At 56.2% G+C, this 20,264-nt stretch carries 27 protein-coding genes and 4 pseudogenes; 5 read left to right on the forward strand and 26 right to left on the reverse strand.

The features are described 5' to 3' along the window. Nucleotides 1–48: 48 nt before the first annotated feature. From R5M92_RS04200 to R5M92_RS04250, 11 genes and pseudogenes are all read right to left on the reverse strand, one after another. On the reverse strand, nucleotides 49–297 hold the full coding sequence (locus R5M92_RS04200; protein WP_346798086.1) for a hypothetical protein: 249 nt from the start codon (nucleotides 295–297) through the stop codon (nucleotides 49–51). A gap of 145 nt (nucleotides 298–442) precedes the next feature. Beyond that, a complete protein-coding gene (locus tag R5M92_RS04205; protein WP_346798087.1) occupies nucleotides 443–745 on the reverse strand; it encodes a hypothetical protein in 303 nt (100 codons plus the stop codon). A gap of 31 nt (nucleotides 746–776) precedes the next feature. After that, nucleotides 777–1,106 (reverse strand): hypothetical protein, encoded by a 330-nt coding sequence (locus tag R5M92_RS04210; protein ID WP_346798089.1) that lies wholly within the window; start codon nucleotides 1,104–1,106, stop codon nucleotides 777–779. Between the two features lie 320 nt (nucleotides 1,107–1,426). Further along, nucleotides 1,427–1,609, reverse strand: a complete 183-nt coding sequence (locus tag R5M92_RS04215; protein ID WP_346798091.1) for a hypothetical protein — start codon at nucleotides 1,607–1,609, stop codon at nucleotides 1,427–1,429. Next, nucleotides 1,599–1,904, reverse strand: coding sequence for a hypothetical protein (locus R5M92_RS04220; protein ID WP_346799411.1), 306 nt, complete (start codon nucleotides 1,902–1,904; stop codon nucleotides 1,599–1,601). The genes R5M92_RS04215 and R5M92_RS04220 overlap by 11 nt, the downstream gene beginning before the upstream one ends. Before the next feature lie 62 nt (nucleotides 1,905–1,966). Further along, nucleotides 1,967–2,287: pseudogene (locus R5M92_RS04225) on the reverse strand (PDDEXK nuclease domain-containing protein); the annotation flags it as partial. Nucleotides 2,288–2,341: 54 nt separating this feature from the next. Beyond that, a complete protein-coding gene (locus R5M92_RS04230) occupies nucleotides 2,342–2,647 on the reverse strand; it encodes a DUF1016 N-terminal domain-containing protein (RefSeq protein WP_346798092.1) in 306 nt (101 codons plus the stop codon). After that, nucleotides 2,556–2,804: a hypothetical protein gene (locus tag R5M92_RS04235; protein WP_346798093.1), complete on the reverse strand. Its 249-nt coding sequence runs from the start codon at nucleotides 2,802–2,804 to the stop codon at nucleotides 2,556–2,558. Before R5M92_RS04235 ends, R5M92_RS04230 begins: the two co-directional genes overlap by 92 nt. 7 nt (nucleotides 2,805–2,811) lie before the next feature. Further along, nucleotides 2,812–3,054, reverse strand: a complete 243-nt coding sequence (locus R5M92_RS04240; RefSeq protein WP_346798095.1) for a hypothetical protein — start codon at nucleotides 3,052–3,054, stop codon at nucleotides 2,812–2,814. A 343-nt stretch (nucleotides 3,055–3,397) separates the two neighbouring features. Continuing rightward, the gene (locus R5M92_RS04245; RefSeq protein WP_346798096.1) at nucleotides 3,398–3,718 is read right to left on the reverse strand and encodes a hypothetical protein; all 321 of its coding nucleotides are present in this window, start codon (nucleotides 3,716–3,718) and stop codon (nucleotides 3,398–3,400) included. A 108-nt stretch (nucleotides 3,719–3,826) separates the two neighbouring features. Continuing rightward, nucleotides 3,827–4,477 carry an SOS response-associated peptidase gene (locus R5M92_RS04250; protein WP_346798097.1) on the reverse strand — a complete coding sequence of 217 codons (651 nt, stop codon included), beginning with the start codon at nucleotides 4,475–4,477 and terminating at the stop codon, nucleotides 3,827–3,829. A gap of 284 nt (nucleotides 4,478–4,761) precedes the next feature. Here R5M92_RS04250 and R5M92_RS04255 point away from each other — a divergent pair, with 284 nt between their 5' ends. Beyond that, nucleotides 4,762–5,775: a GSU2403 family nucleotidyltransferase fold protein gene (locus tag R5M92_RS04255; RefSeq protein WP_346798098.1), complete on the forward strand. Its 1,014-nt coding sequence runs from the start codon at nucleotides 4,762–4,764 to the stop codon at nucleotides 5,773–5,775. A gap of 234 nt (nucleotides 5,776–6,009) precedes the next feature. On the opposite strand, the gene R5M92_RS04260 is transcribed toward R5M92_RS04255, so the two are convergent. Continuing rightward, entirely contained in the window at nucleotides 6,010–6,402 is a 393-nt protein-coding gene (locus R5M92_RS04260; protein ID WP_346798100.1) for a hypothetical protein, read from the reverse strand. Nucleotides 6,403–7,018: 616 nt separating this feature from the next. Between R5M92_RS04260 and R5M92_RS04265 the strand changes: the two genes are divergently transcribed. Genes R5M92_RS04265 through R5M92_RS04275 form a run of 3 tightly spaced genes read left to right on the forward strand, consistent with a single transcriptional unit; the run spans nucleotide 7,019 to nucleotide 8,100 of the window. Then, the gene (locus R5M92_RS04265; RefSeq protein WP_346798101.1) at nucleotides 7,019–7,435 is read left to right on the forward strand and encodes a hypothetical protein; all 417 of its coding nucleotides are present in this window, start codon (nucleotides 7,019–7,021) and stop codon (nucleotides 7,433–7,435) included. Between the two features lie 57 nt (nucleotides 7,436–7,492). Next, complete coding sequence (locus R5M92_RS04270) at nucleotides 7,493–7,837, forward strand: hypothetical protein (RefSeq protein ID WP_346798102.1); 345 nt, start codon at nucleotides 7,493–7,495, stop codon at nucleotides 7,835–7,837. Beyond that, the gene (locus R5M92_RS04275; protein ID WP_346798104.1) at nucleotides 7,831–8,100 is read left to right on the forward strand and encodes a hypothetical protein; all 270 of its coding nucleotides are present in this window, start codon (nucleotides 7,831–7,833) and stop codon (nucleotides 8,098–8,100) included. Before R5M92_RS04270 ends, R5M92_RS04275 begins: the two co-directional genes overlap by 7 nt. 107 nt (nucleotides 8,101–8,207) lie before the next feature. On the opposite strand, the gene R5M92_RS04280 is transcribed toward R5M92_RS04275, so the two are convergent. The 6 genes and pseudogenes from R5M92_RS04280 to R5M92_RS04305 form a co-directional block, all read right to left on the reverse strand. After that, complete coding sequence (locus R5M92_RS04280; protein WP_346798106.1) at nucleotides 8,208–9,449, reverse strand: HNH endonuclease signature motif containing protein; 1,242 nt, start codon at nucleotides 9,447–9,449, stop codon at nucleotides 8,208–8,210. A 93-nt stretch (nucleotides 9,450–9,542) separates the two neighbouring features. Then, nucleotides 9,543–9,929, reverse strand: a complete 387-nt coding sequence (locus tag R5M92_RS04285; protein ID WP_346798108.1) for a hypothetical protein — start codon at nucleotides 9,927–9,929, stop codon at nucleotides 9,543–9,545. Nucleotides 9,930–10,435: 506 nt separating this feature from the next. Then, the gene (locus R5M92_RS04290; RefSeq protein ID WP_346798110.1) at nucleotides 10,436–10,933 is read right to left on the reverse strand and encodes a hypothetical protein; all 498 of its coding nucleotides are present in this window, start codon (nucleotides 10,931–10,933) and stop codon (nucleotides 10,436–10,438) included. Between the two features lie 27 nt (nucleotides 10,934–10,960). Continuing rightward, on the reverse strand, nucleotides 10,961–11,326 hold the full coding sequence (locus R5M92_RS04295; protein ID WP_346798112.1) for a hypothetical protein: 366 nt from the start codon (nucleotides 11,324–11,326) through the stop codon (nucleotides 10,961–10,963). Between the two features lie 27 nt (nucleotides 11,327–11,353). Further along, entirely contained in the window at nucleotides 11,354–11,830 is a 477-nt protein-coding gene (locus R5M92_RS04300) for a zinc-finger-containing protein (protein ID WP_346798113.1), read from the reverse strand. A 321-nt stretch (nucleotides 11,831–12,151) separates the two neighbouring features. After that, a pseudogene (locus tag R5M92_RS04305) lies at nucleotides 12,152–12,535 on the reverse strand (DDE-type integrase/transposase/recombinase); the annotation flags it as partial. 309 nt (nucleotides 12,536–12,844) lie between these two features. Between R5M92_RS04305 and R5M92_RS04310 the strand changes: the two are divergent. After that, a complete protein-coding gene (locus R5M92_RS04310; RefSeq protein ID WP_346798114.1) occupies nucleotides 12,845–14,200 on the forward strand; it encodes a tyrosine-type recombinase/integrase in 1,356 nt (451 codons plus the stop codon). A 345-nt stretch (nucleotides 14,201–14,545) separates the two neighbouring features. Here the strand turns inward: R5M92_RS04310 and R5M92_RS16190 are convergent, their stop codons facing one another. From R5M92_RS16190 to R5M92_RS04340, 8 genes and pseudogenes are all read right to left on the reverse strand, one after another. Next, nucleotides 14,546–14,638: an integrase core domain-containing protein gene (locus R5M92_RS16190; protein WP_417339120.1), complete on the reverse strand. Its 93-nt coding sequence runs from the start codon at nucleotides 14,636–14,638 to the stop codon at nucleotides 14,546–14,548. Continuing rightward, a pseudogene (locus R5M92_RS04315) lies at nucleotides 14,633–15,163 on the reverse strand (transposase); the annotation flags it as partial. The gene R5M92_RS16190 and the pseudogene R5M92_RS04315, both read right to left, overlap by 6 nt. A 197-nt stretch (nucleotides 15,164–15,360) precedes the next feature. After that, nucleotides 15,361–15,672 (reverse strand): DUF1153 domain-containing protein, encoded by a 312-nt coding sequence (locus R5M92_RS04320; protein WP_346798116.1) that lies wholly within the window; start codon nucleotides 15,670–15,672, stop codon nucleotides 15,361–15,363. Nucleotides 15,673–16,515: 843 nt separating this feature from the next. Further along, entirely contained in the window at nucleotides 16,516–17,022 is a 507-nt protein-coding gene (locus R5M92_RS04325) for a transposase (protein WP_417339059.1), read from the reverse strand. A gap of 96 nt (nucleotides 17,023–17,118) precedes the next feature. Further along, nucleotides 17,119–17,337, reverse strand: a complete 219-nt coding sequence (locus R5M92_RS16195) for a winged helix-turn-helix domain-containing protein (protein WP_417339122.1) — start codon at nucleotides 17,335–17,337, stop codon at nucleotides 17,119–17,121. A gap of 57 nt (nucleotides 17,338–17,394) precedes the next feature. Next, nucleotides 17,395–17,796: pseudogene (locus tag R5M92_RS04330) on the reverse strand (transposase); the annotation flags it as partial. 441 nt (nucleotides 17,797–18,237) lie between these two features. After that, complete coding sequence (locus tag R5M92_RS04335; protein ID WP_346798119.1) at nucleotides 18,238–18,951, reverse strand: hypothetical protein; 714 nt, start codon at nucleotides 18,949–18,951, stop codon at nucleotides 18,238–18,240. Between the two features lie 41 nt (nucleotides 18,952–18,992). After that, complete coding sequence (locus R5M92_RS04340) at nucleotides 18,993–20,249, reverse strand: hypothetical protein (RefSeq protein WP_346798121.1); 1,257 nt, start codon at nucleotides 20,247–20,249, stop codon at nucleotides 18,993–18,995. Between the last annotated feature and the right edge of the window lie 15 nt (nucleotides 20,250–20,264).

Below are 20,264 nucleotides of genomic sequence, written 5' to 3' on the forward strand. Positions count from 1 at the left end.
CTTGATCGTCAACGGCTACCGGTTGGGATGAATCCCCTTATGCCAGATTCACAGATCGGCGTGGACGTGACAGATACTGCCCTGCAGGTAGGCCCAGTCATTGGGTGAGCCCACCGCATGTCCGTTGTCGACGATGTTCCGGCACCGCTTGCCATTTTCGCGAATCGTGGCGCACTGCACGTTATAGCCCGTGTCATGCCAAGCCAGGTACTCAGCTCGTGTAATGCGGTAATGCTTGGCGAGATAGCCCGCCGGGTCAGCGCAGTAGCGGGGCACATCCTCGGCCGGCAACCACACACTAATCTCCCCGGAGGGGCCGGGATGAGCGATGGCAAAGCGGATGTCCTCTCGACCATTTGTGCAAGGCTTGGCGTATCAGCTGCAGTATCCATGAATCTCCTTTTCTCTTGTCGTCCAGTACGGACGGTCGGCATCGGATGGCCTACTCCTGCGACGCTTTAGGCGCAATCTGAATGGCCCCTTCGGAGACCAGGGACTGATACACCACGTGCAGCAGCGCTCGGTGATCTTCGGACGATTCATCGAAATCAGCTTGCTCATAGGCCGTGAGCGTGTCCCACCAGTCGAAGAACGCTTGAAAACTGGTGAAGCAAAGCACCTCGCCATCGAGCCCTTCAATCACCGCTGCCCGCATGGCGTCATAGCTGGGCGCTTCCACGCCGGCACTGAAAAGCGCCTGGGTATACAGGGAGGCGAAATCCTGGGTGAGCGGTTGCTGTGTCATGTCGTGTTCCTCTCAATAGGGACCGCCCCGATCAGTGGGCGGCGTTACGTGTCGCGACGACATGGGAGGCCTCGATAAGCACATTGCGTTCCTCGGCGGAAATGGCACATACCTCTTCCAGGCGAGCCTCGGTGAACAGGGCAGGGAAGCGGTGGGTGAACGCCTTGTCCGCTGGCCGATGGCAATCGGCTGCCTGGTGGCGCTTCACATGGGTCATACGGATGGTCACCACTTCGCGTTCGATACGATCACAGAGGCCGATGACCTGTTCGTACGCCTGTCCAAAGGCGTGAGCGGTACATACAATGTCCCCGGGGGCAATGCCCGTGGTATGGCTACCTGCCTGCTCGTGGATTGTCATTGCGCGCTTTCTCCCGTGGTGTCGTCTGTAGTGTGAACTTGGCATCCCGTATATGGGGTGGCGATAACACGATGGTACGACAACTCGGCGGGCCAGCAACTTAGCAAAAGACCCGCCCGCCGAAGGCGGAGTAGAGGGGCTGGATTGAGGTAATACAGGGGTCGAGAGCAGACAGGAGAGGGGGCAGTCCCAATGCACCCGGGCATATCGGTAGGCCAGCGCCAACCCGCTGGACAGAGGCAGTAGCCACAGCGGGCTCACCGGAGGAGCCGGGGTGTACAACGCGATGGGAACTACCATCAGCCACAGACGGCGAAATGTCACCCTCGCATCCTGGGAAAGCGGCAGTAGATTCCCATCAGGAGTAACGTCAAAGTAGCCGGGGCAATGACCGAAAGGGTTTGCGGCGTGAAGTCGAATACGCCTTGCACTATCACGATGAACGCCAGACCGTTACAGGCGGCCTGGCCCCAACGCGTTTTCACATAATGATCAATCTTCATTGGCGAACAACCACCACTGTATCGCGCCCATGCCGCCAATAAAGTAAATGATCACGAAGAACCAACAGCCCATTGAGGAGGCTTCCTTTTCAAAGCCGAGCACGTCAAAGATCATGTAGCTGTGACTGATCATTAGCCCAAGCGCGACCGCTATCCCCAACGGGTAGCGCACCCACCAGCGCAGCGATTTACGTGGGGCCCGTAATATGGGCTGTCCGGAGGCGACCAGGAGCAACAGTGGTGACTGCAGCATGACATTGGCGATATCGTGATCATAGAAGAGACCGATAGGCATCTCGTCGGGTTGTCGTCAGCGCCCCGGTGATGCTGGTCATAGAGACGGATGTAGGAGTCCATCTGGCCGACATCCTGGTGCGTGAGCTTGCCGAGCTTGAGGTCGATGAGCACGAAACACTTAAGGACGAAATTATAGAACACGAGATCCAGGTAGAAGTCCTCGCCGTCGATACTGATGCGCTGCTGACGTCCGACGAAGGCGAAACCTTTTCCCAGCTCCAAGAGGAATCCCTGCAGATTGTCGATCAGCCCGCGCTCCAGGTCGGCTTCGAGATAGCGTTCCCCCGGCAGGTCGAGAAAGTCGAGGATGTACGGATCGCGAAGGTAGTCTCGTGTCGGGGTCTGTAGTGGCTGGGTTTGCTCCTGTGCCTCCTCGCGCACCGCAGCCTTGTGCAGGCTGCTGAGCAAGCGTTCGTAGTAGAGAACCTCGATCTGTCAGGCCAGAGCACGTACGCTCCAGTGTTGCTCGGCTGCCTCACGCATGTACCAGTTTCGGGCAGCGTCTCCCTCAACCTGTAGCAATGTGCGGTAATGGGACCAGCTCAATACGGTACACACTGTGTTCCAAATTGGAAAAGCGAGATAGAAGGCCCGTATGTTGCGAAGATTACGGGCATCGAAACCGCGGCCATAGTCCACGGTCAACCTGTCAGCGAGCTGCTCGATCTGGCGCTTCCCGTAGGCTGCCCGGGCCGCGCCTTGCTGTTCGTGTTCGACAATGAGGCGACCAACATGCCTCACGCTTGGGATAACCCTTGGTGAGCTCGATACGATCGTAGACGCGGCCTTCGAGCCGCTTACGCCAGTAGGGCGTAGTGAGGCGAAACTCCTCCGGCTTGTTACCGGCCTTGATGGCATCGAAGTATTCCGCCTTGAGTGGCAGCGTCAGGGTAGCCATCGTCGCTTCACACCCGATCGAAGGCAAAGTGTTCTCGCAGCTTCCGCCCCTCGCCAGTAGCCACCCAATAAGGAGGACGAGACTCCCGCTCGGCCAGTCCGAGCCGGACAAGGACCGTCATGGTGTCGAGGTTGCACACCCGTTCCCCATTGATCTCGACGGCCGAGCCATGGGACAGGCGAGCGGCCCATCCTTGGCTAAGCCAGCGCATCACACGCTGTTGTGCTGGGCTTAAAGCTGTTGTGGTCATGCCGTCATCACTTATTCGTTATCGGGGGCCTTGGCCAGGGCGTACCAGGAGGTACGCAGGTAGTCGTGAGTCTTCGGTCAGAGCACCATACCGAGGGTCCCCCGGCGTTCGGCACTCGCTCGATGTTCAGCGAGCATCTCCTCTGATCACGGTACCCTGCCACGCACCTCGATCTCTTCGATAGGCGCTCGACAGCCGCATACGCCGCTGCCCGTAACATGGGTGGCTTCTGATCGAGTGCACCAGCGTAGCGGGTTTCCCGTGGCTCGTTGGCGCCAATTTCAGCGATTAGTTCGGCTATCAGCTGGGCTTCTGGATCGTCACTGGCAACCGGAGCCGGTTCTTACGGGCAGATCCATCCAGACACACGGAAGTGGCTACCTCGGTAGGTGAAGAGCGCACCGATATCCGGCGCCAGCATGCGCTGCTGAGACGCCTGACTGGGTGGCGTAGGCGCTTCGGGGAGCTTTACTGCGATATCCCCAGGATGGATCTGTGTCTCTTCACACGACCAGTGATCACCCACCCAATCATCGACAATCCAATCAATACCGTCACCCGGGACCCGACGAACCAGTCTGACGATCGAGCCATCGTGAAGGCGGAATACCTGCATCGACTCCAGCAGGTGACGGTTGCGGTACCAGTCGTCGAGATTGTCCATGGTCGTACCCCTTGCGGCGCGATGAATTAACTGGAAATGAGCATACAACAAAACGCCTGCGATCCAAGCGCCGGCGGACATTGGGAGGATCGACAGGGCGTGGTGGGATTACCGGCCGGGGCGAGGCTCGGCAGCCAGCCGCTCGGCCGGGTATTGCCGAAGAAACTCGGCGCTTTGAGCGTCGGTTGCGGACAGCCACTCCTCGACCTGTGCCTGCGGGAGAATGACGACCATCCGCCGTTCGGCCCCGGGACGATGAAAGTGCTGCATCAAGGGATGATCGTCGGCATTGACCGTCAACATGCTGTAGCTATGCACGGTATCGCCTGCCGGCGAGCGCCAGCGCTCCCATAACCCGGCAATGCTCAGGAGTTCTCCATCTCGTCGCGTGATGCGTGTGGGAACCGCACGGCCGCTGCGCCAGTCGGGTTCGTAGATGGAGAGCGCCGGGATGATGCAATGTCGGGCCTCGCGCCAGGCGCCACGAAAGGAGGGCTTGATTGAAGCCGTCTCACTGCGAGCGTTATAGGTCTTCCTGGCCAGCTTTTCATCCTTCGCCCACGGAGGCAGCAGACCGAATCGGCCGACGAGAGCGTCCAGGTGGGGCGCGTCTTCGTCGTCTGGGTCAGCATCCTGCGCCTGGCGAATGAAGGGGCCGGTGTAGCCTGGCCAAAGATCGTGGGTCACGGGCTCGCTCGGCGCCACGTCGTAGGCTGCCCTCAAGGCATCCATGCTGGGGGCTTCGTAGTGACTGCACATAGGGCTACCTCGGACTATGACTATGCCATCACTATAGCGCGAGGGTCGGTACGGGACCGGGGCACTTTTCGGGCGCCACCTCGTAGACCTCTGCCGGGCCAGTTCCGATCTCTTCGTTCGCGTTGACTTCAATGAGGCATTAACTGGGGCTTCGGTCGGCTCTCGACAGGCTGGACTGTCGGTCTCACTGGGGAAATTCTAGGTGCAGGCGCGCTTTAACTAAAAATCCATTTTTTCTGTTGTGAGTTTAGTTAAAATAGCTCCAGCAACCTTGAGGGCATGCCATGAGCTACATCCCCCTACAACTGGAACAGGCAAGAGTGGCCACCAACACTCGTCAACTCTTCGAGGCCCTTGAAGATCTTCGGGCCCAGGCACAGAGCGTGGCGGGCTCCATGCACTGGAAGCAGATCAATGGCCAGGAGTATCTCTATCGAGCCTACTCGCATGGCAAGAATCGCTCCTTGGGTCCACGATCGCCAAAGACGGAAGCCGTGAAAGCGGCTTTTGAGGAAAACAAGCAACGATACAAGACCCGTGAACAGTCTCTCAAGGAGCAAATCAGCCTCCATGCGGCGTATGTGCGGGCTAACCGGTTGAATCGCTTTCCGCTGACGGCGGCTCGCGTCATCCGATCGTTACAGCGTGAAGGGATTCCCTTTCGCATCGTGGGCACCAATGCGCTGTGCGTCTACGAGGCACGGGCAGGCGTGCTTATCGAGCCCGAGCACTTGGCTACCGCGGATATCGACGTACTGATGGATGTCAGGCAGGGTATGCGCATCGTGGCCCAGTCCAAGCCTTCAGGGCTGCTGTCGTTGCTCCAACGTAGCGACAGGAGCTTTCGACGCCTCTCGGATGCAAGCTTTTCATTCTGTGCGGCCAATGATGCCGGCTATCGAGTTGACTTCATCACCCAGGGGGGAGGCGACGAACTGCAGTTGAACGAGTTTGAGCGCCAGCTGGAGGCAGAGGATCTGACGCCAGTGACGATTGCCTCGCTGAAATGGCTGGTTGCCTCGCCACGCTTTACCGCTGTGGTGTTCGATGAGAAAGGCATGCCGCTACGTATTCCCACCGTCGATCCCCGGGCATACGTGCTGCACAAGCTGTATGTCAGTCAGCGCGCCGATCGTGATCCGGTCAAGCGTCACAGGGACGCAGCTCAGGCACAGTTGATGGCGACGATTCTGCATCGCGAGCTGCGCGAGTTACCCTCCACCCGAGCCGTGATCAGGGCGTTCCCTCACGTCGTTCGTAAGGCGGCTGGCAATGAGCTGGATGAATTCGACCTGTAGCGACGCCATCATCCTTGCGCTGGGTGATACCGGACACTACGCCGCACCGAGCCCAGGCAGCCTAATGGCTCAGAGCGATCGTAGGCTCTTCATGCCGAACTCGTAATGGGCCACCCCAGACGGTGCCAGCCGTCGCCACAGGATACGCCAGGCAGAGCGCTTGCTCAGATTATCGATGCAGCAAGCGAGTGCTTTTTCAGCAGAAGAAGGAGGCTCACCGCCTCTCGAAGCCGCTCATCCGCCACCATGGATGGGGCAGTAGCCGCCCTGCATCGCGACCCACTCCTTCGGGCCATTCGAGGGGGTGCTGCCGCGCACCGGGTTGCGGCACGACTGGCCCTTGGCGGTCTGCGCCGAACAGGTGACGTCCCGATGGCCTTCGGCCGCGATCCAGGCCTGCAGTTGATCTCGCGTCACGCGATGGCAGCGAGCCGAGTACCCGAGGGGATCTTGCAGGTACGAAAGCAACTCTTCCGCATCCAGCTCCAGTGACCAGCACAGGCCGTAGGGCGATTGAGGAAGCAGCAGAAACGAGATGCCAGCGGCCTCGATCTGCTCAATAACGGCATGAGCGTCCTGGGCGGATACGCCCCGAAAGGGGCTTGATGGATCAATTTCCTGGGTCATGCGATGCCCCCTTGGGCGTCACGCAGGCAGGGGGGCTTCGTCGGGCTCGGCCTTTCCCTGCCTGCTTACAACACCACCGCCAGGGCATAGCCGAGCGCGGCGCCCGCGGGGGCAGTGTACATGCAATACGTCAGAACAAGGCTGTAGTTGATACGAGGCATGACAGTTCTCCAGAGGTTTTTAAATAGTCTACCTGACCGGCAGAAACAATGTTTTAGCAGAAACAATGTTTTAGCAGAAACGCTGCCGGTAGCAAGGAGCAAGGGGAGGGAGTTACATCTTTCTCACAATCCTTATGCTAGCAGTCAGCTCTAAGCGACGCTGCGAGCCGGGTGTGGCACTATTCGCTCCGGGCTCGGATACCACGTCGCTGCCTGCTCAGCGCATGCAGGTCGGCCACGAACTCAGGTATAGGCGTCCAACTATCAAGGGCCCTCATATCAACCGGTCTGAGAGGCTCAAGGTGTAAACGGAGAAAGGGATATGTTCGGAAGAATTGTGCTCGTGGCGTTGGTGATCAGCGTTATTTACCGGGGTACGTATAATTTTTCACAAGACTGGCTATTTTATATCCAGTATGTCTCCTACATCTTAGCCACCTTGATTTTTAGGTGCCGTGATCAAATTCATAAGAGGTTACTGTATCAGCGCACCTGCGCCTGGACACTACCCCAGCGGGGCGTTCAGGAACTATACGGCGATCGAAGATTTCGTTGTAAGGGCTCGTCAATTTCTCACCCCGGCAAAGGCCCTTTTATTCAGTGCCGTGGCTTTTGGCATTTGCTTGGCGGTGGACCCAATGAACCCATTCGAGGCATTTCTCTCCCCCATTAAGTATGGAACGATGCCGGAAAGGCCCGCCGAGATTGGGTTCCACGTACTGATCGTTCTCTTTTTCATGCCCTGGCTGCTCGGCGGATTGCAAGAATCCGTCATTGGCATCCTTGATACCGTTACTGGGAAGCTGTCCCACGTACGGTATAGGCTGATCGTGGACAATTATGGCCCTGAATATCTCACCTCGATCGTGTAGGCACAAGCGCCAGCAAGACCACGCGATCAAGGCCGATGACAGGGTGGTACGTCTAGCATGACCGAGCCCGCCCGTGAGACATTAATCCAGCTGACCCGTGACCTGGATACGGCCCCGGTGGAATGTGACGGCATGGCCCGGCTGGTGACCACGCGCTTGACTAAGGCCGGGATTCCCCACCAGGTGGAAGCGGGGCGCTTGGACACGCCTAATGGCCCCATTGCGCCTCACTTCTGGGTCCGTTGCGGACCGTGGGTGATCGATTACCGAGTACGGCTCTGGGTGGGCGAGGGGGATGGCGTTCCGCATGGCGTGGTCGGCCAGGGTGATTGGCAGTACCTCGGTGAGCCTGTGGCCATGCCGGCACTGCCTGACGCGATCTTTGACCTTCTTCGTTGCTGACTGTCTCCGATGTCGATTCTCCGCAGGCGCAGGTGTATGAGATCCTGACCGGATCAGAGCACCTCACGGCCTCGTTTACCGGTCGGAAACTGACAGTCAAAGCAATTGACCGCTGGCAGCGCCAGACGCACCTGGTCGTCCGGGCTCAAGATGACGCAGGACTATGGTCCGCGCCGGCCAGTGTGATGATCGAGGTGGTCGAATCCCTGAATTCGCAGATCGGAAACGGGGGCGCACGCATGGTGTTCAAGTACGGCTTCTAGGGGCTATCCACTCGCCTTGAAGGACATTGATCCTCTTATCGCCCGTCCACCGTGCCGGGCTTTTTGATGCGTGACTCATGCTTTTGTCTTGCCGGGCAGCAGCGCCCTTAGCCGGTCTCGACCGTGACGTCAGCAGACCTATGCGCGTCCCACGGGGCAGACGGTGAGTGCTCTGCCATGAAGCGCCGGTAATGCTCGGCGAGCAATGCCTGGGAGGCGGGTATCCTACCAGTAGTCATCCGCTTGCCGGCGAGCGCCTGGTAGGTGGGATCGTCTGACAGCGATGGTGCGATGGCCAGGGTCAGGGTGTCAGGATGGATAGAGACACGAAAGCGATCGAACAGGCGGTGGATGTCGACCCGCAGGCACAGGCCGTTGGCCGTGTGGTTCGAGTGCGGCCCGGTATAGGGGCTGATATGCGCGGCTTCCAGGATGACACTTTCCCGGCAACCACTGAGACAGCAGCGCCCCCCATAGTTGGCCAGCACGTCCAGACGAAACTCAGGCTGACCTTCCCGGACCACGGTTTCATGTTGGCGACGCGTGCGCCGATCGGTACGCAGGGCCTCGACACTCGGCGGGGGCGGACTGGGTACCGCGATGCGCTCCGGCGAAGGAGGGCCTTCGCTCACATCCCGATCGGGCAGCTCGTCGACCAGCTTGAGTATCTCGCTGTGCCGCATCAGTGCCTGCCAGCCAGTGTCGACAGCAATTCCCTGCCGGGCGCGCAGAAGCGCCAGCGCACCACAGGCCGCTTCCAGGCTGGCAAAGCTCTCCGGGCGACGCTCCCAGGCATCCTTGAGCTCATCTTCACTCAACTCGTACAGGTCCTGGCGCGTCAGCGCGGGGAAGGAGAGATCACTATCGTCGGGAACCGACGCTGGAGCTGGAGCTGGGACGGGGAGGGGAGCGTCCTCCAGCGGGACATCAGGCGCTGGCGCTTTGGCCTCAGGCTCAACATTTGGCACCAGCGACTGGATCTCCTTCCGGTCCATATAGGAGAGCCACCCCTGGTAGGTCTCGACAATACCGGTAGCGACCTCGATGATGGCCAGCACTTCGGCCGCGGCTTCGCGGGAGCCGCAGAGCTGCTCTCGGTGCTCCCAGATGAGATGAACCTCATCGAGCGTCAGCTCGGCAATGTCATCGGGCTCGTAGACCCAGAGATACCCCAGGGGCGGGTAGGTCCTGAGCACGGGCTCGGGCTCGGGGGCGTCGTCGCTGACCAGGTAGATAGGCGACAAGGCGCGGTGCGTCTGCAGCACGCTGAGCTCATGGTGTTCGAGCATGCCGGTAAGGTCTATGCCGTAGGCGTAATCAGGTACGACGGGCTTGCCTCTTGCCGGCATCCAAGAGGGCCCTTTGAGAGGGTAGACGTTTCTCTTGGCTTTGCGCTTTCCGCGGTTATGTTGGGACGGCATGGTCGCTTGAGTGCTCAACGTTCAGGGATGGGTTACAGGTGTGCTCAGCTGATGACGCGCCAGGCACATTCGACCGAACGCTTCCTCTTCCAGGATGCGTTCAATCGCCGCTACTGGAATCGGGGCATGACTGACATGCTCCCACTCCAGGTGACGCTCCAGCGTGCAGGCGTCTGGCTGAAGTTCAAGGATCACCAGCTCGCACGCTACCCCTGTTTCTTCCTCGTGCTCTTCATAGGCCTCCCCCAGCCAGTTGAGCAGGGCATTTTTACACGCCTCGGCAGAAGGAAAGAGGTAGACCGCAGGTATCGTTTCTCCCAGCTCCTTTGAAAATCGCCCAATCATGGGCATCAGGCCATGTGCCTGGATGCTTGGCAGGTTTTCCTTGAGGGTGACGTGATAGTACATGGCGATACCTGAGTGGCGTGACTGGCCGTCTTCGCAGACTGCAGGCGTGACGGCATGTGGGTAAGGCCATCCTATCACCGGACATCAGACATCAAAGCGCGGATATAAAAGGGATCAGCATGACCTGTCATGTCCGGCATCAGCCTATGATCACCTTGAGCCAAGATGCCGATCAGGGATGGCGATATCTAATCCACGAGTGAAAAAATCGAAAAAAAGGGGTTGCTGAAAACGGCAAGCATGTAAATATACGCTCCATGAAGACGAGGCGGCCAGGCCCCTCGACACTCAACCAGTTAATGCAGCCCGGCCCCGGGGTGAATCGGGGCGGCCCAGCCGACGGTGGCCTGTAACACCGGCAAGAGATCACTGAGTCCAGGTATCCTCAAACGGTACCGCCTCCGCTCGGGGGGTCTCTAAAATCCAAAAGCCCTCGTGGTCGAGCCTGTCTCCCGCGAGGGCTTTTTCTTTACCAGTCTTCGGCAATGGAAGCAGAACTTGTTCGGTTATTTCCGTTTCGTGCTCCGGGGATTAGGGTAATTTCCCCTCAAAAAGGCTTGAAGACAGGCATCGTCGAGATACCGATCAACCGCCGTCAGCCAAAGTGGCCGCTGCATCTCGGCCTTCAGGTCCTCCTTGATGGCGGCACGGCCCGGCCGTATCGGTTGGGGTTTTATGGTCCGTTGACGGCAGGCACGCACAGCTTTGTGCTCTGAGATATCCGGATTTTCAGGCGTTCCCTGAGTCTCCACCGCCGGTGTTACGACAACCGGAGGCTCGTCCTCTTCGTGGGCTTGGGATTGCTGAGCCCTGGCCGGCTGCGACATCAACTCGGACTGGCGCTTTATGACGTCCTTGAGCACGCCACCGAGTGCCTGAGGATTGTCGCCCAGGCGCTTTCCGAGTTGATTAAGCGCAGGAAAACGATTTTCCCTGACGACATCTCGGATAGCGTCATGTAATGGCGCATGGGGCAAGTCCTTCTGTTCCCTGTTTTTGGTCACGACAACGTCCTCTCGACAAGCGATCGATCAATCGCCACCCATGCTGGGCAGCCCAATGGCACACAGCGCCCGCAGGTCACGGGCACCATATTCATAGTGAGCCACGCCCAGCCGGTGCCAGCCGTCGTCGAGCAATAGCTTGCCCTCGTACAGAAAGCACAGCAGCGGTGACTCCTGAAGCGCGGGCGCTATGCCGCCGGCGTCCTTCACCCAGTCGTGAACGGACTGGTAGCGCAGCGTATTATCCCGGTGATCACTCGGCAGCGCGGAAAGAAACGACGAGCGATCAACAGCCAGCTCAAAGGCTTCGATGGGCACCAGACACTCACGCCACTCCAGCTCCAGATCCTCAGGCTCAAATACCGCCGCGGCGTCATCGGAGCGTTTGAACACATTCGCAACGGGGGTGCCGGCCTCGAACTATACCGGTGTACGCGCAACCGGGTCCGGCGCCGGGTTGAAGTAGGCGATGTAGAGCTCGCGTGCGACCTTGCCTGCCTTCTCGCACATCTCGCTATCGAACCAGCCGAAGTGGCATTCGCTGACCGGGATACCCAGCCGATCAGCCAGCGCCTGATAGGCCTCGCGGCGCGTCATCCTACCGGTTTCGTACAGGGGCGTGAAACGGGCCTTGCTGTGCTTGCGGGCTTCGCGAATGGCATCGGTGACCAGAGTGCCCAGCGGGATGTCGGTTTTCGGATGTATACCGACCCGGGCCTCGCAACCGGTACATAGGTAGAACCAAGGCCAGGAGCCGTAGTCCTGACCGTAGACCTCACGGTGCGACGCAACGTCTACCGGGGATTGGCAATGCGGACAGACCACCGGTGGTGGCAACGGATCAGTGACGCGGGAAATCGCCCTGGGGCATGGAGATTGCGGAGTAATGTCGGACATTTTTGTGTCTCGTTATTCGTTATAGAGCGATGCTAGCACTAAAGTATCGAGATAAAAGAGCGCTAATACAGGCTGAAAGCGGGCTACAAACCCCCACGCAGTGAGGGTTTTTGGACGATCACTGTCCGGGCCGGACAGCGGTAGGCATGAGGCGCTGATCTATGCGCCCATCACCTAACTTGCCTGAACCATTCCTGCCCCAGAGCCAGGCCTGGCCATGCGCGGCTCCAGCGGTGTGGTATGCGCCAGCGCCCATGACTGGCACCCCATCATTGAGACCCTCCACCTTCACTGGCGCATGCCTATTCACGGTAGTGCCGTCATCTCGTCTCGGTAGGTGCGGTTGAAACGTTCGACATAGGAGTTCTGGGTCGGTGTTCCGGGCTTGATAAATTCCAGCATGATGCCCTGTTCTTCAGCCCAGCTCGCAAGCGCGAGAGAGATGAACTCCGGGCCGTTATCCATCCGTAGCTTTGTGGGATAGCCGCGCCAAGTGCTGATGCGTTCCAGTACACGGATCAACCGCGGCGCTGGCAGGTTCAGGTCAATCTCGATGGCTTCCCGGTTAAAGTCATCCACCACATTGAAGGTCCGGAACCGACGGGCGCAGAACAGGCTGTCGCTCATAAAGTCGATAGACCAGCAACGGTTAGCCGATGCCGGCACGGCCAAGGGCTCGGGGTTGCGGCTCGGTAGTCGCCTCTTTCTCCGCCCGTTTGCGCTAGTGTAAGCCGGAGAACTCTAATTGCGAATGCCGCTATTTTAGGGGAGGGTTACAATGGTTTGTCCTTTATCAATATGGAATGTGGTTATTCCAGTTCTAATCGTATGGCTTCGGATAGGCATAACAAAATGCGCAGCGCACGCACACAAACAACATGGTTTAAGGTTGAGTGGTACATAGCATGTCCTATGATGGCGCTCTAATTCGTAAATTTGATTAATTTGCCAAGCTTGCTGGTCGTAACCTTCATGCTACCGTACTTGTGTCTATTTTAATAAGGATAGGTAGCAATGAAAAAGAAAAATGAGAAGCTAACTACCAAGAATCTTGAAAAGCTTTCAAAGTTATTGAAACGCGGAGAAGAAGCTTGGGACCTTGATATTTCTGGATATCATGTGCGCGCTGGTAGCCGTGGGCTGGCGCTTCGCTTTTCATACTATAATGAGATTGGTAAAAGGCGCGTTCTTTCGTTCGGCAGGTATGGAGAACTAACGGCAGCAGAAGCGCGTGAGTTTGCACGTGAATCCGCAGCGCTTGTCGCCAGGGGAGGAGATCCGCGTCAATTGATTGAAAACTCCAAAGCGGAGGTTAGGCGAAACGAAGAAAGTACAGTAGGAGCATACCTGCAATCCGCTTATCATTATCATCAGTCACGTATGCAAGATGGTAAGGGGACTTTGGGTCGAATCCGTAGGGATTTTACTTGCTGGATGGATCGCCCCATGGCGTCGCTGACTCGGTTCGATGTGGAAGAATGGCAGACATATCAAGAAAAGCTAGATGATAAAAAGGAGCAGGCTAGAATTGAAGCTATCTCTAAAGGTGAGGAACCTAAAAAGGGGAAGAGGTCTTTTAAAACGCTGAAAAAGTCTTATGATTCGATTCATGCTATGCTTGAGCATGCTGCCTCCCGCAGCATAATCGAAAACAATCCGCTGAAAGGTGTCAAGCTTCAGCCCTACTCGCTTCCTGATACTGAGGAGAGGGTTACTGAATCGCGTAGGCATCTAAGAGGTGATGAAACTGAACGGCTATTTAAAGGCTTGCAATTATATAACGAAAAATTAAAAAAAGAACGTAGGAATAGTAGAGCGCATGGTAAGAAGTATCTCCCTGATCTTGATCTGGTGAGGTTTTCTAGCCATCATGTGCCATTCATACTCTTTATGTATTATACAGGGTTTCGTCAAGGCGATATTTTTGAACTGCGCTGGGAGCATTTGGACTTTGAAAACCAACTGATAAGGAAAGTCATTTCCAAAACAAAAAGGCATCACCCAGCTCCAATGGCGTTTCCTATGTCGTCAGAGCTCATGCGGGTGTTGGGTGACTGGTATGATCAGCGTGGTGGTCCTGTTACCGGCCTGGTTTTCCCTTCCCCAGTGACTGGCAGGATGCTGACTAACAAGGCGATGGATAAATCTTGGGCTGCCGTTAAGGATTTAGGTGGCCTACCAAAAAGTCTGCATATGTATAGCTTGCGACATAACTTTGCTAGTCAATTAGTTATGTCAGGGGTTGATCTCCTGACTGTTTCTAAGTTGATGGCGCATACCAATATCGAAACTACGGTTAAGTATTACTCTCATCTTAATCCTGGTCATACAAGAAACGCCGTAGAAAAAATGGCAAAATTTTCCTCGTGACTGCCTAGTTGCGCATTTACGCTTTTCGCCAACGATAAAATTATTCACTTACTTGAACTGATTGCGCCTGGCCAGTCATGGTTTTCTACAGTTATAAAAGAAGGAATTTAAATAGGCTGGCCTCGACGTAGACCTATTGGTGGGGCTATCTTTCATACTTCATCCAGGTAATCGGCTTTGATTGGTTATGCCAAGAAGATGAGCGATGTCTATCAGATAATTTGGATTACGAGGTGAAGTTTTTTTGTGTATGGCTAAAATTTCATTAAAAATTAAATATTTATTGAGACCATGGGGAACATGCCAATGAGAGAGAATGTAATGACCCCCTGGTTTTTGCTCACCTCAAGCGACAAGTGCCGGGTGCGCTTTGGGTGCCACATAGCCCAGTGACTGATGTGGCCGCTCTTCGTTGTAATACCGAATCCAGCGACCGATGACGGCTCTTGCCTGGCCTAATGACTCGAAGCGATGAAGTCAGATGCACTCTTCCTTCAATGAGCGGAAGAAGCGTTCCACGAGGCCATTTTGCTCTGGTGTGTACGGCGTCGTTAACTCCTGGCTCAGGCCATACGCCTTCACCGTCGCCGTGTAGTGCCGGCTGCTGAAAACGAGCCCGTTATCCGAGCGTAGCGCTAGAGGCTGATGTACCCGCCCCAGAGCGCCGAGTCGATGGATCAGGGCCTCTTCCAGGGCGGCTTCCGCCGTCTTGCTGCTGCCATTGTCCGATAATCGCCAACCAAGGATCTCCCGCGTGCAGCAGTCAATAATGACTGCCAGTCTGGCTCGACGATCCTTGCCGCACCAGACATGAGTGAGATCCGTGGCCCAGCGCTCATCAGGCTGCGTGGTCACAGATGGCAAGCTCTTGGCACGAGGCCGAAACCCTTGGGGCCGCTTGCGCACCTGCCAGCCCTTGAACTGCAGGATGCGCTGTACGGGCTTGCGGTTCTCACCCAGCACACAGGCCAATCGTGGGTAACCATACGTGGGGAAGCGTTCCAGGGTCAGCTTTACCCGTGCTTACAGCGCTGTATTGATCATGCGCTGACGTCTCCTGGGCCGGTAATAAACGCTCCGTCTGGGGACGCTTAGCCAACGACAGAGGTTAGCTAGCGATACCGAATGGCCCTCGTTGGCCAATTCCGCCTGCAGCGACATTACGAGTTGTCGTCCTCGTCGAGCAGGCGGCGCCACTTTTTTGATGCATAAATCTGCAGATGAGTTTCGCCCAGCGCCTCCCTGGTCTCGCGCAGTTCGGACTCGTACTGTTCACGGATATCCTTGGGGCGGGCCTTGAAGCCGTTCTCCATACTACGCTGGGCTTCCTCGATCCAGCCCTCGACTTCGGAAACCGTCAAGTCGTGCTGCCGGGCCACCTCAGCTACGATGGTCTTGCCTTTGAAAATATCCATGACTACGGCGGATTTGCGCTTGGCGGTACAGCGCTTGATTGATTGTTCTTCGCTCATTTTGTCCTCCTGGTTGCTGCACGATAGCCTGTGCAACTTTGGAGGGGGTCACTTCAAGAATACTTCGTTATCGAGTTTCCACTTTGGGGCCGTTGAGGCCTACGGAGGCAAGCATCACTATAATAAGTATAGGGATGCATGTGTAATATTTATAATTCCTGATTTTCCCCTGGCTAGTTTATATAGAATGACTGTTGTTTGAAGAAAACTTGATATGAACTGTACTATGCCCCGAAGGGCTGTCTTCAAGCCAACATAGGATGTCACTGAGGCGGTATCGTATCATGCGCCCTCGTCGGACGAATATTGGTGCTCGCCGGCCGCCAAGTAATCCGGTAACACGGCTTTTTCGGGCAGTAGCCGGTGAGAAGGTAATCAAGTGGGGAAATACGGCTTTTTCGGGCAGTTCAATGAGCTCTGAGCATACCCCTTGTTTGTATAGATGTAGTGAATTTTGCAAAATGGTTAAGTAGTCATCGTTTGGCATGTCGGGATTATCTTGGCTTAATTTTCGGACATCATAGTGCCTTTTTTGTGTGCTAGGAGCTTTGAAATTAAAGAAATTGGGCGTTTAGACGAAGATGTAACAGATAAATTTTTTTGAGATTGGAATCGGATTGCTACTATCAGATACTGTTAATAACGGTATGGTGATCTTGCCCAGCAGCAATGGCTATCCTGATAAGACACTTATCGAGACGCGGGGTCCATGGCAAGGCAAACTCTTCGGTGAAAGAGGCACGTGCCGTTATATCGAGACCTAACAAGATGTGATCCTCACATGATGGTGTCTGCATCAATGCAGCCGCCCGAGAACTCGATATTCGTCTTCTCCAGACTAGATCAGCAACTACACATCTGGAACCGACCGAGATACAGGCCGGCCAGAGCTGGGGAATTACCACCACCGGGCTCTGTAGGCTTACCGATCTCACCCATTAGTTTCAAATGAACGGGAGAAGCTTTCATCAGTTTCCTGACATGATCATGACGTCGCTTTATCCACGATGTCGTGCGTTTAAGCCATTGCCCCAAGCCCAGCGCATCCTTGAACGTCAAGGTCGCCCGTTTGCGTTTTATCCAGCTCCATAAGGACTCCGTTGGATTCAGCACAGGCACATAAGGCGGCAGCGGCTCCAGACTCAGGCGTGCCTGAACGTCCGGTTGGCGCAGCCACTCACGAACCTCTCGGCAGCGATGAACCGGGGCGTTGTCCCAGATGATTCGCAGCTTGCCGCGCCAGTACCGGAGCAGTGTTTTCAGGAAGGTAACGATGGTAGCCCCGGTAACGGTTCCCGGCGCCCAACTGAAATAGGATCGTCCCTGAAGTGACACGGCACCAATCACCATGTGGAGAGGCGATTGCCCCCGCTTCCCTTTGACAACTGGGGTCCTGCCCACGGAGAAAATGTCTCCCGGTGATGCGAGCAGAGGTGGAAGCTCGACTCATCCACGAAGATCAGGGTTTCTTCCTGTCTCCGGGCCTGTTTTTAATTCCGGCCAGATCACGTCTCGCCAGTGTTCGGTAGCGGCTTCGTCGCGGCAGATATCCTGTCGTCTGGGCTTCTGCCAGGACCATCCACACTGCTTCAGGAGCCGCCCCATGTGTGTCTGGCTATACCGAACGTCCGTCAGCCGAGCGACCGAGTCGACAATACGCTGTATCGTCCAGCGCTGATCCTCATAGCCAAAGGAGTTATCGTCAAATCTGGTGGATGGCGGTCAGGCCGCATTCCTGTCTGACTGATCAGTTACCTGCTCTCCGTCCTGGAACTTGACGTTGCTGACGACCAACTCCAGCTTCTGGAAGTGCTTGATGCGTCTCCAACGTTTCTGGGCGCTCTGGAGCAGCTTGAAGACCTTCGCCAGGGTCGTCGCCCGGGAACCGCAGTTTCGGCTGCGCTTAGTCCGTAGCCGGACCGTGGCGAAGGTCGACTCAATCGGGTTGGTGGGTACGGATATGCAGCCAATACTCTGCCGGATAGTCGTAGAACGCCGGCAACTCGTCCCGATTCTTGGCCAGACACTCCATCGCCTTGGGGTACTTGGCCTCGAAGCGCTTCAGCGTACGTTCAAGGCCTTGTGCGCCTCTTCGCATGTCTCGGCCAGCCAGATGTCATGGAGTTGGCTGACAGTCCCTTGGACTAGTCACCCAGCAGCGCCGCCAGAGCCTCCTGGTAGTCGTCGATGGATGCGACGTAAGCCGGTGCTCGCAAAATGCGCCACGGATGAGCCGGATGGCTCCCCGCCAGGTCATCGCGCCAGAGGCGTGTACGTGGCGATGTGCACCACTTCGAAGTTGTCCTAGCCCTCGCGATCCAGGATGGCCTGGCCTGCTCCATAGAGATGCGGCTCGGCCACATAGAGCCAGTGCTGGGTCTTTGGCTTCTACGGCAGCACGAATACCGATGCGTTATGCCGGGCCTGCGCCGAAGAAAACGTCCTCTGCAAACACTGCGGAGGCGATCTAGAGATGCGGGTCAGACGTACCCACTGGCCAGTGCCCAAGACTTGATGTGTCGCGGGACGCCCATACCCGATCAACCTATATCGCGCTTGTCTGAGTTATCTCAGTTGCTTGACATGAAATATATCGAGGCCCTGATCTGTCTCCCATAGTTCCGCCAAGTACTGAGCCCTATCCCCACGGCGTCGAATCATTTTTAATCGATTCTCATAATCGCTAACGCCGGCTGCCCAGTCTGTCAGCTCAGATACGACGGAATACCTGACATGCAGGATGGGGACGTTATAGCGATTGGTCGATGCCTCTATCTCCAAAATGTTTTCCACCACCGGAACGATATAACGGAAGTAGTTCATGGCATTCGACTCATCTACGAAGACTTTCTCCCTGCCAAACGAAGTGAGCTCGTAGTGATACACATAGGGAGACTTTTCGGTCTGCTTCACAAGGCCCTTCTCAACGGCAATTCCCATATAGGGGCTGGAAGAACAGCGGCGCTCGATTCGCTGATACTCTGCGGAACCCAGAACAGTATCGCGACCCTCATCGGACCTCGGCGGTGCTTGTTTGCAGATAATGCCCTCGTCACTCGCAAGTTGGTCACTCCGTATCGACAGGGCTAACTGCTGCGAAGGCTTGGGCTCTAGTTTGGTGAAGTAGGTATTGATCGCCTCGATAACGTGTTGCTCATCGTACGGCTCAGACGCGACCCCAGGGGAGCTGAACACAATGCAGAAGCCAAGAGCCAAGCCAAGGGCAAGGGAGAATTGACCGGCATGGCCCGAGGGGCGTTTTTGCTGACAAGTATCCATAAGTCACACACTCTAAATGAGTCGAAGAAGACGAATAAGGTTCACCAGGTGTTGACCCACTTTCCGTTCGTGTACAGCATCATTACATGCACTTCTTTTCGGTCATGTTGCGACGTATCATGGTAGGGCTTGGCCCACTCATAAGGCTGACCCAATAAGGCCACTGACGTTCCGTAGGCGGGGAGACCAACAGGATTCAGCTCTACCACTGCCTGACTTAGTGAATCCATATCGATGGCATATGTGCCGATGGACAGAACCCCATTTCCAGACAATTGGGAGCTTAAATCTTCCTCAATGGCATAGTGCACCTCGCCTGCCCTGGGAACGCTACGCGTCACATGGCCATTATCCACCATGCGTTCCAGCTGTTCGATAATGGTGTTGTTGCAGTCGTACTCCAGCGTTGTTTCCCGCCCCATCAGATCGGTATCATAGCCAGCAGAACATACTCTTTTGCCCGCGTCCTGAAGCGGCGTTCGGAAAGTCATGTTGGCCAGCCGATTCGCATCTGCTAACACGACGGAAAGCTCGTCCGCGCTAGGCGGGTCAGGCTTTTGTACTTTGCTGTTGAGTCTCGCAATACTGGCTTCGCCCAATTCCTCAAAGTCCGTGGCGGTCAGATTGCCGATGCCGTTGACCTCTGATAATTTCCACTCGGCCATATTAGGCGCCGGGGTCCAGCCATCATCCGTTCGCAGAAACGGCACTTCGGACGTGTACGATTCCAGGGCAAGGTTAATCCAGAAAGTCGATGCCTGATCTAGATCAAACAGGCTCCCTCCACCGGCTGCAACCGCCACAGTGTGAAAGGCAGATTGCATGAACGTGTTCGAAAATGGCTGAGACGCTGGATTGCGACCGGCATCGTGAATGTGCTCGGACATTAGAGCCGACCAGCCGCGAATGGCTTGGACATCGGCGTCGTCTAACCAAGGCGCAAACTCCGCCTTGAAACTAACCGTCGCCACTGTTTTCCCAGACTGGCTCTGTTCGGTGGGCTCCGTAAAGCCGACAATATCATCCACCGTCAAGCTACCTATTACGATGGTAATGTTTCCTTCCATGTCTTCTCTGATAAAGTCATTGCTGTCTTCTATCACAGAATATACCAACATGAGATCTTCGGTATCACTGCGTTTTAGCCTTCCCTTGTTCGCGAGGGTCTGGAGAATGGCATAGTCATGACTGGGCTCCCTTGCATTAATGATCAGCTCATTGGCTCTCATTTGGGTGCTATGCAGAGGAAGTGCCAGGGTGAAATTCTCCTGGGCGTCTTCTTGAATGAAGTCGCTCAAGGACTCTTGCAGCAT

The organism is Halomonas sp. Bachu 37, assembly GCF_039691755.1.
GTDB lineage: Bacteria > Pseudomonadota > Gammaproteobacteria > Pseudomonadales > Halomonadaceae > Vreelandella > Vreelandella kashgarensis.

Bases quoted from the DNA above. Each gene is read 5' to 3' on its own strand.
- R5M92_RS04205 (WP_346798087.1), bottom strand. From the start codon at position 745: ATGACACAGCAACCGCTCACCCAGGATTTCGCCTCCCTGTATACCCAG.
- R5M92_RS04220 (WP_346799411.1), bottom strand. From the start codon at position 1,904: ATGCCTATCGGTCTCTTCTATGATCACGATATCGCCAATGTCATGCTG.
- R5M92_RS04310 (WP_346798114.1), top strand. From the start codon at position 12,845: ATGAAAAAGAAAAATGAGAAGCTAACTACCAAGAATCTTGAAAAGCTT.
- R5M92_RS04215 (WP_346798091.1), bottom strand. From the start codon at position 1,609: ATGAAGATTGATCATTATGTGAAAACGCGTTGGGGCCAGGCCGCCTGT.
- R5M92_RS04285 (WP_346798108.1), bottom strand. From the start codon at position 9,929: ATGTACTATCACGTCACCCTCAAGGAAAACCTGCCAAGCATCCAGGCA.
- R5M92_RS04210 (WP_346798089.1), bottom strand. From the start codon at position 1,106: ATGACAATCCACGAGCAGGCAGGTAGCCATACCACGGGCATTGCCCCC.
- R5M92_RS04335 (WP_346798119.1), bottom strand. From the start codon at position 18,951: ATGGATACTTGTCAGCAAAAACGCCCCTCGGGCCATGCCGGTCAATTC.
- R5M92_RS04325 (WP_417339059.1), bottom strand. From the start codon at position 17,022: ATGGTGATTGGTGCCGTGTCACTTCAGGGACGATCCTATTTCAGTTGG.
- R5M92_RS04250 (WP_346798097.1), bottom strand. From the start codon at position 4,477: ATGTGCAGTCACTACGAAGCCCCCAGCATGGATGCCTTGAGGGCAGCC.
- R5M92_RS04240 (WP_346798095.1), bottom strand. From the start codon at position 3,054: ATGACCACAACAGCTTTAAGCCCAGCACAACAGCGTGTGATGCGCTGG.
- R5M92_RS04280 (WP_346798106.1), bottom strand. From the start codon at position 9,449: ATGCCGGCAAGAGGCAAGCCCGTCGTACCTGATTACGCCTACGGCATA.
- R5M92_RS04320 (WP_346798116.1), bottom strand. From the start codon at position 15,672: ATGAGCGAAGAACAATCAATCAAGCGCTGTACCGCCAAGCGCAAATCC.
- R5M92_RS04270 (WP_346798102.1), top strand. From the start codon at position 7,493: ATGACCGAGCCCGCCCGTGAGACATTAATCCAGCTGACCCGTGACCTG.
- R5M92_RS04300 (WP_346798113.1), bottom strand. From the start codon at position 11,830: ATGTCCGACATTACTCCGCAATCTCCATGCCCCAGGGCGATTTCCCGC.
- R5M92_RS04255 (WP_346798098.1), top strand. From the start codon at position 4,762: ATGAGCTACATCCCCCTACAACTGGAACAGGCAAGAGTGGCCACCAAC.
- R5M92_RS04235 (WP_346798093.1), bottom strand. From the start codon at position 2,804: ATGGCTACCCTGACGCTGCCACTCAAGGCGGAATACTTCGATGCCATC.
- R5M92_RS04260 (WP_346798100.1), bottom strand. From the start codon at position 6,402: ATGACCCAGGAAATTGATCCATCAAGCCCCTTTCGGGGCGTATCCGCC.
- R5M92_RS04245 (WP_346798096.1), bottom strand. From the start codon at position 3,718: ATGGACAATCTCGACGACTGGTACCGCAACCGTCACCTGCTGGAGTCG.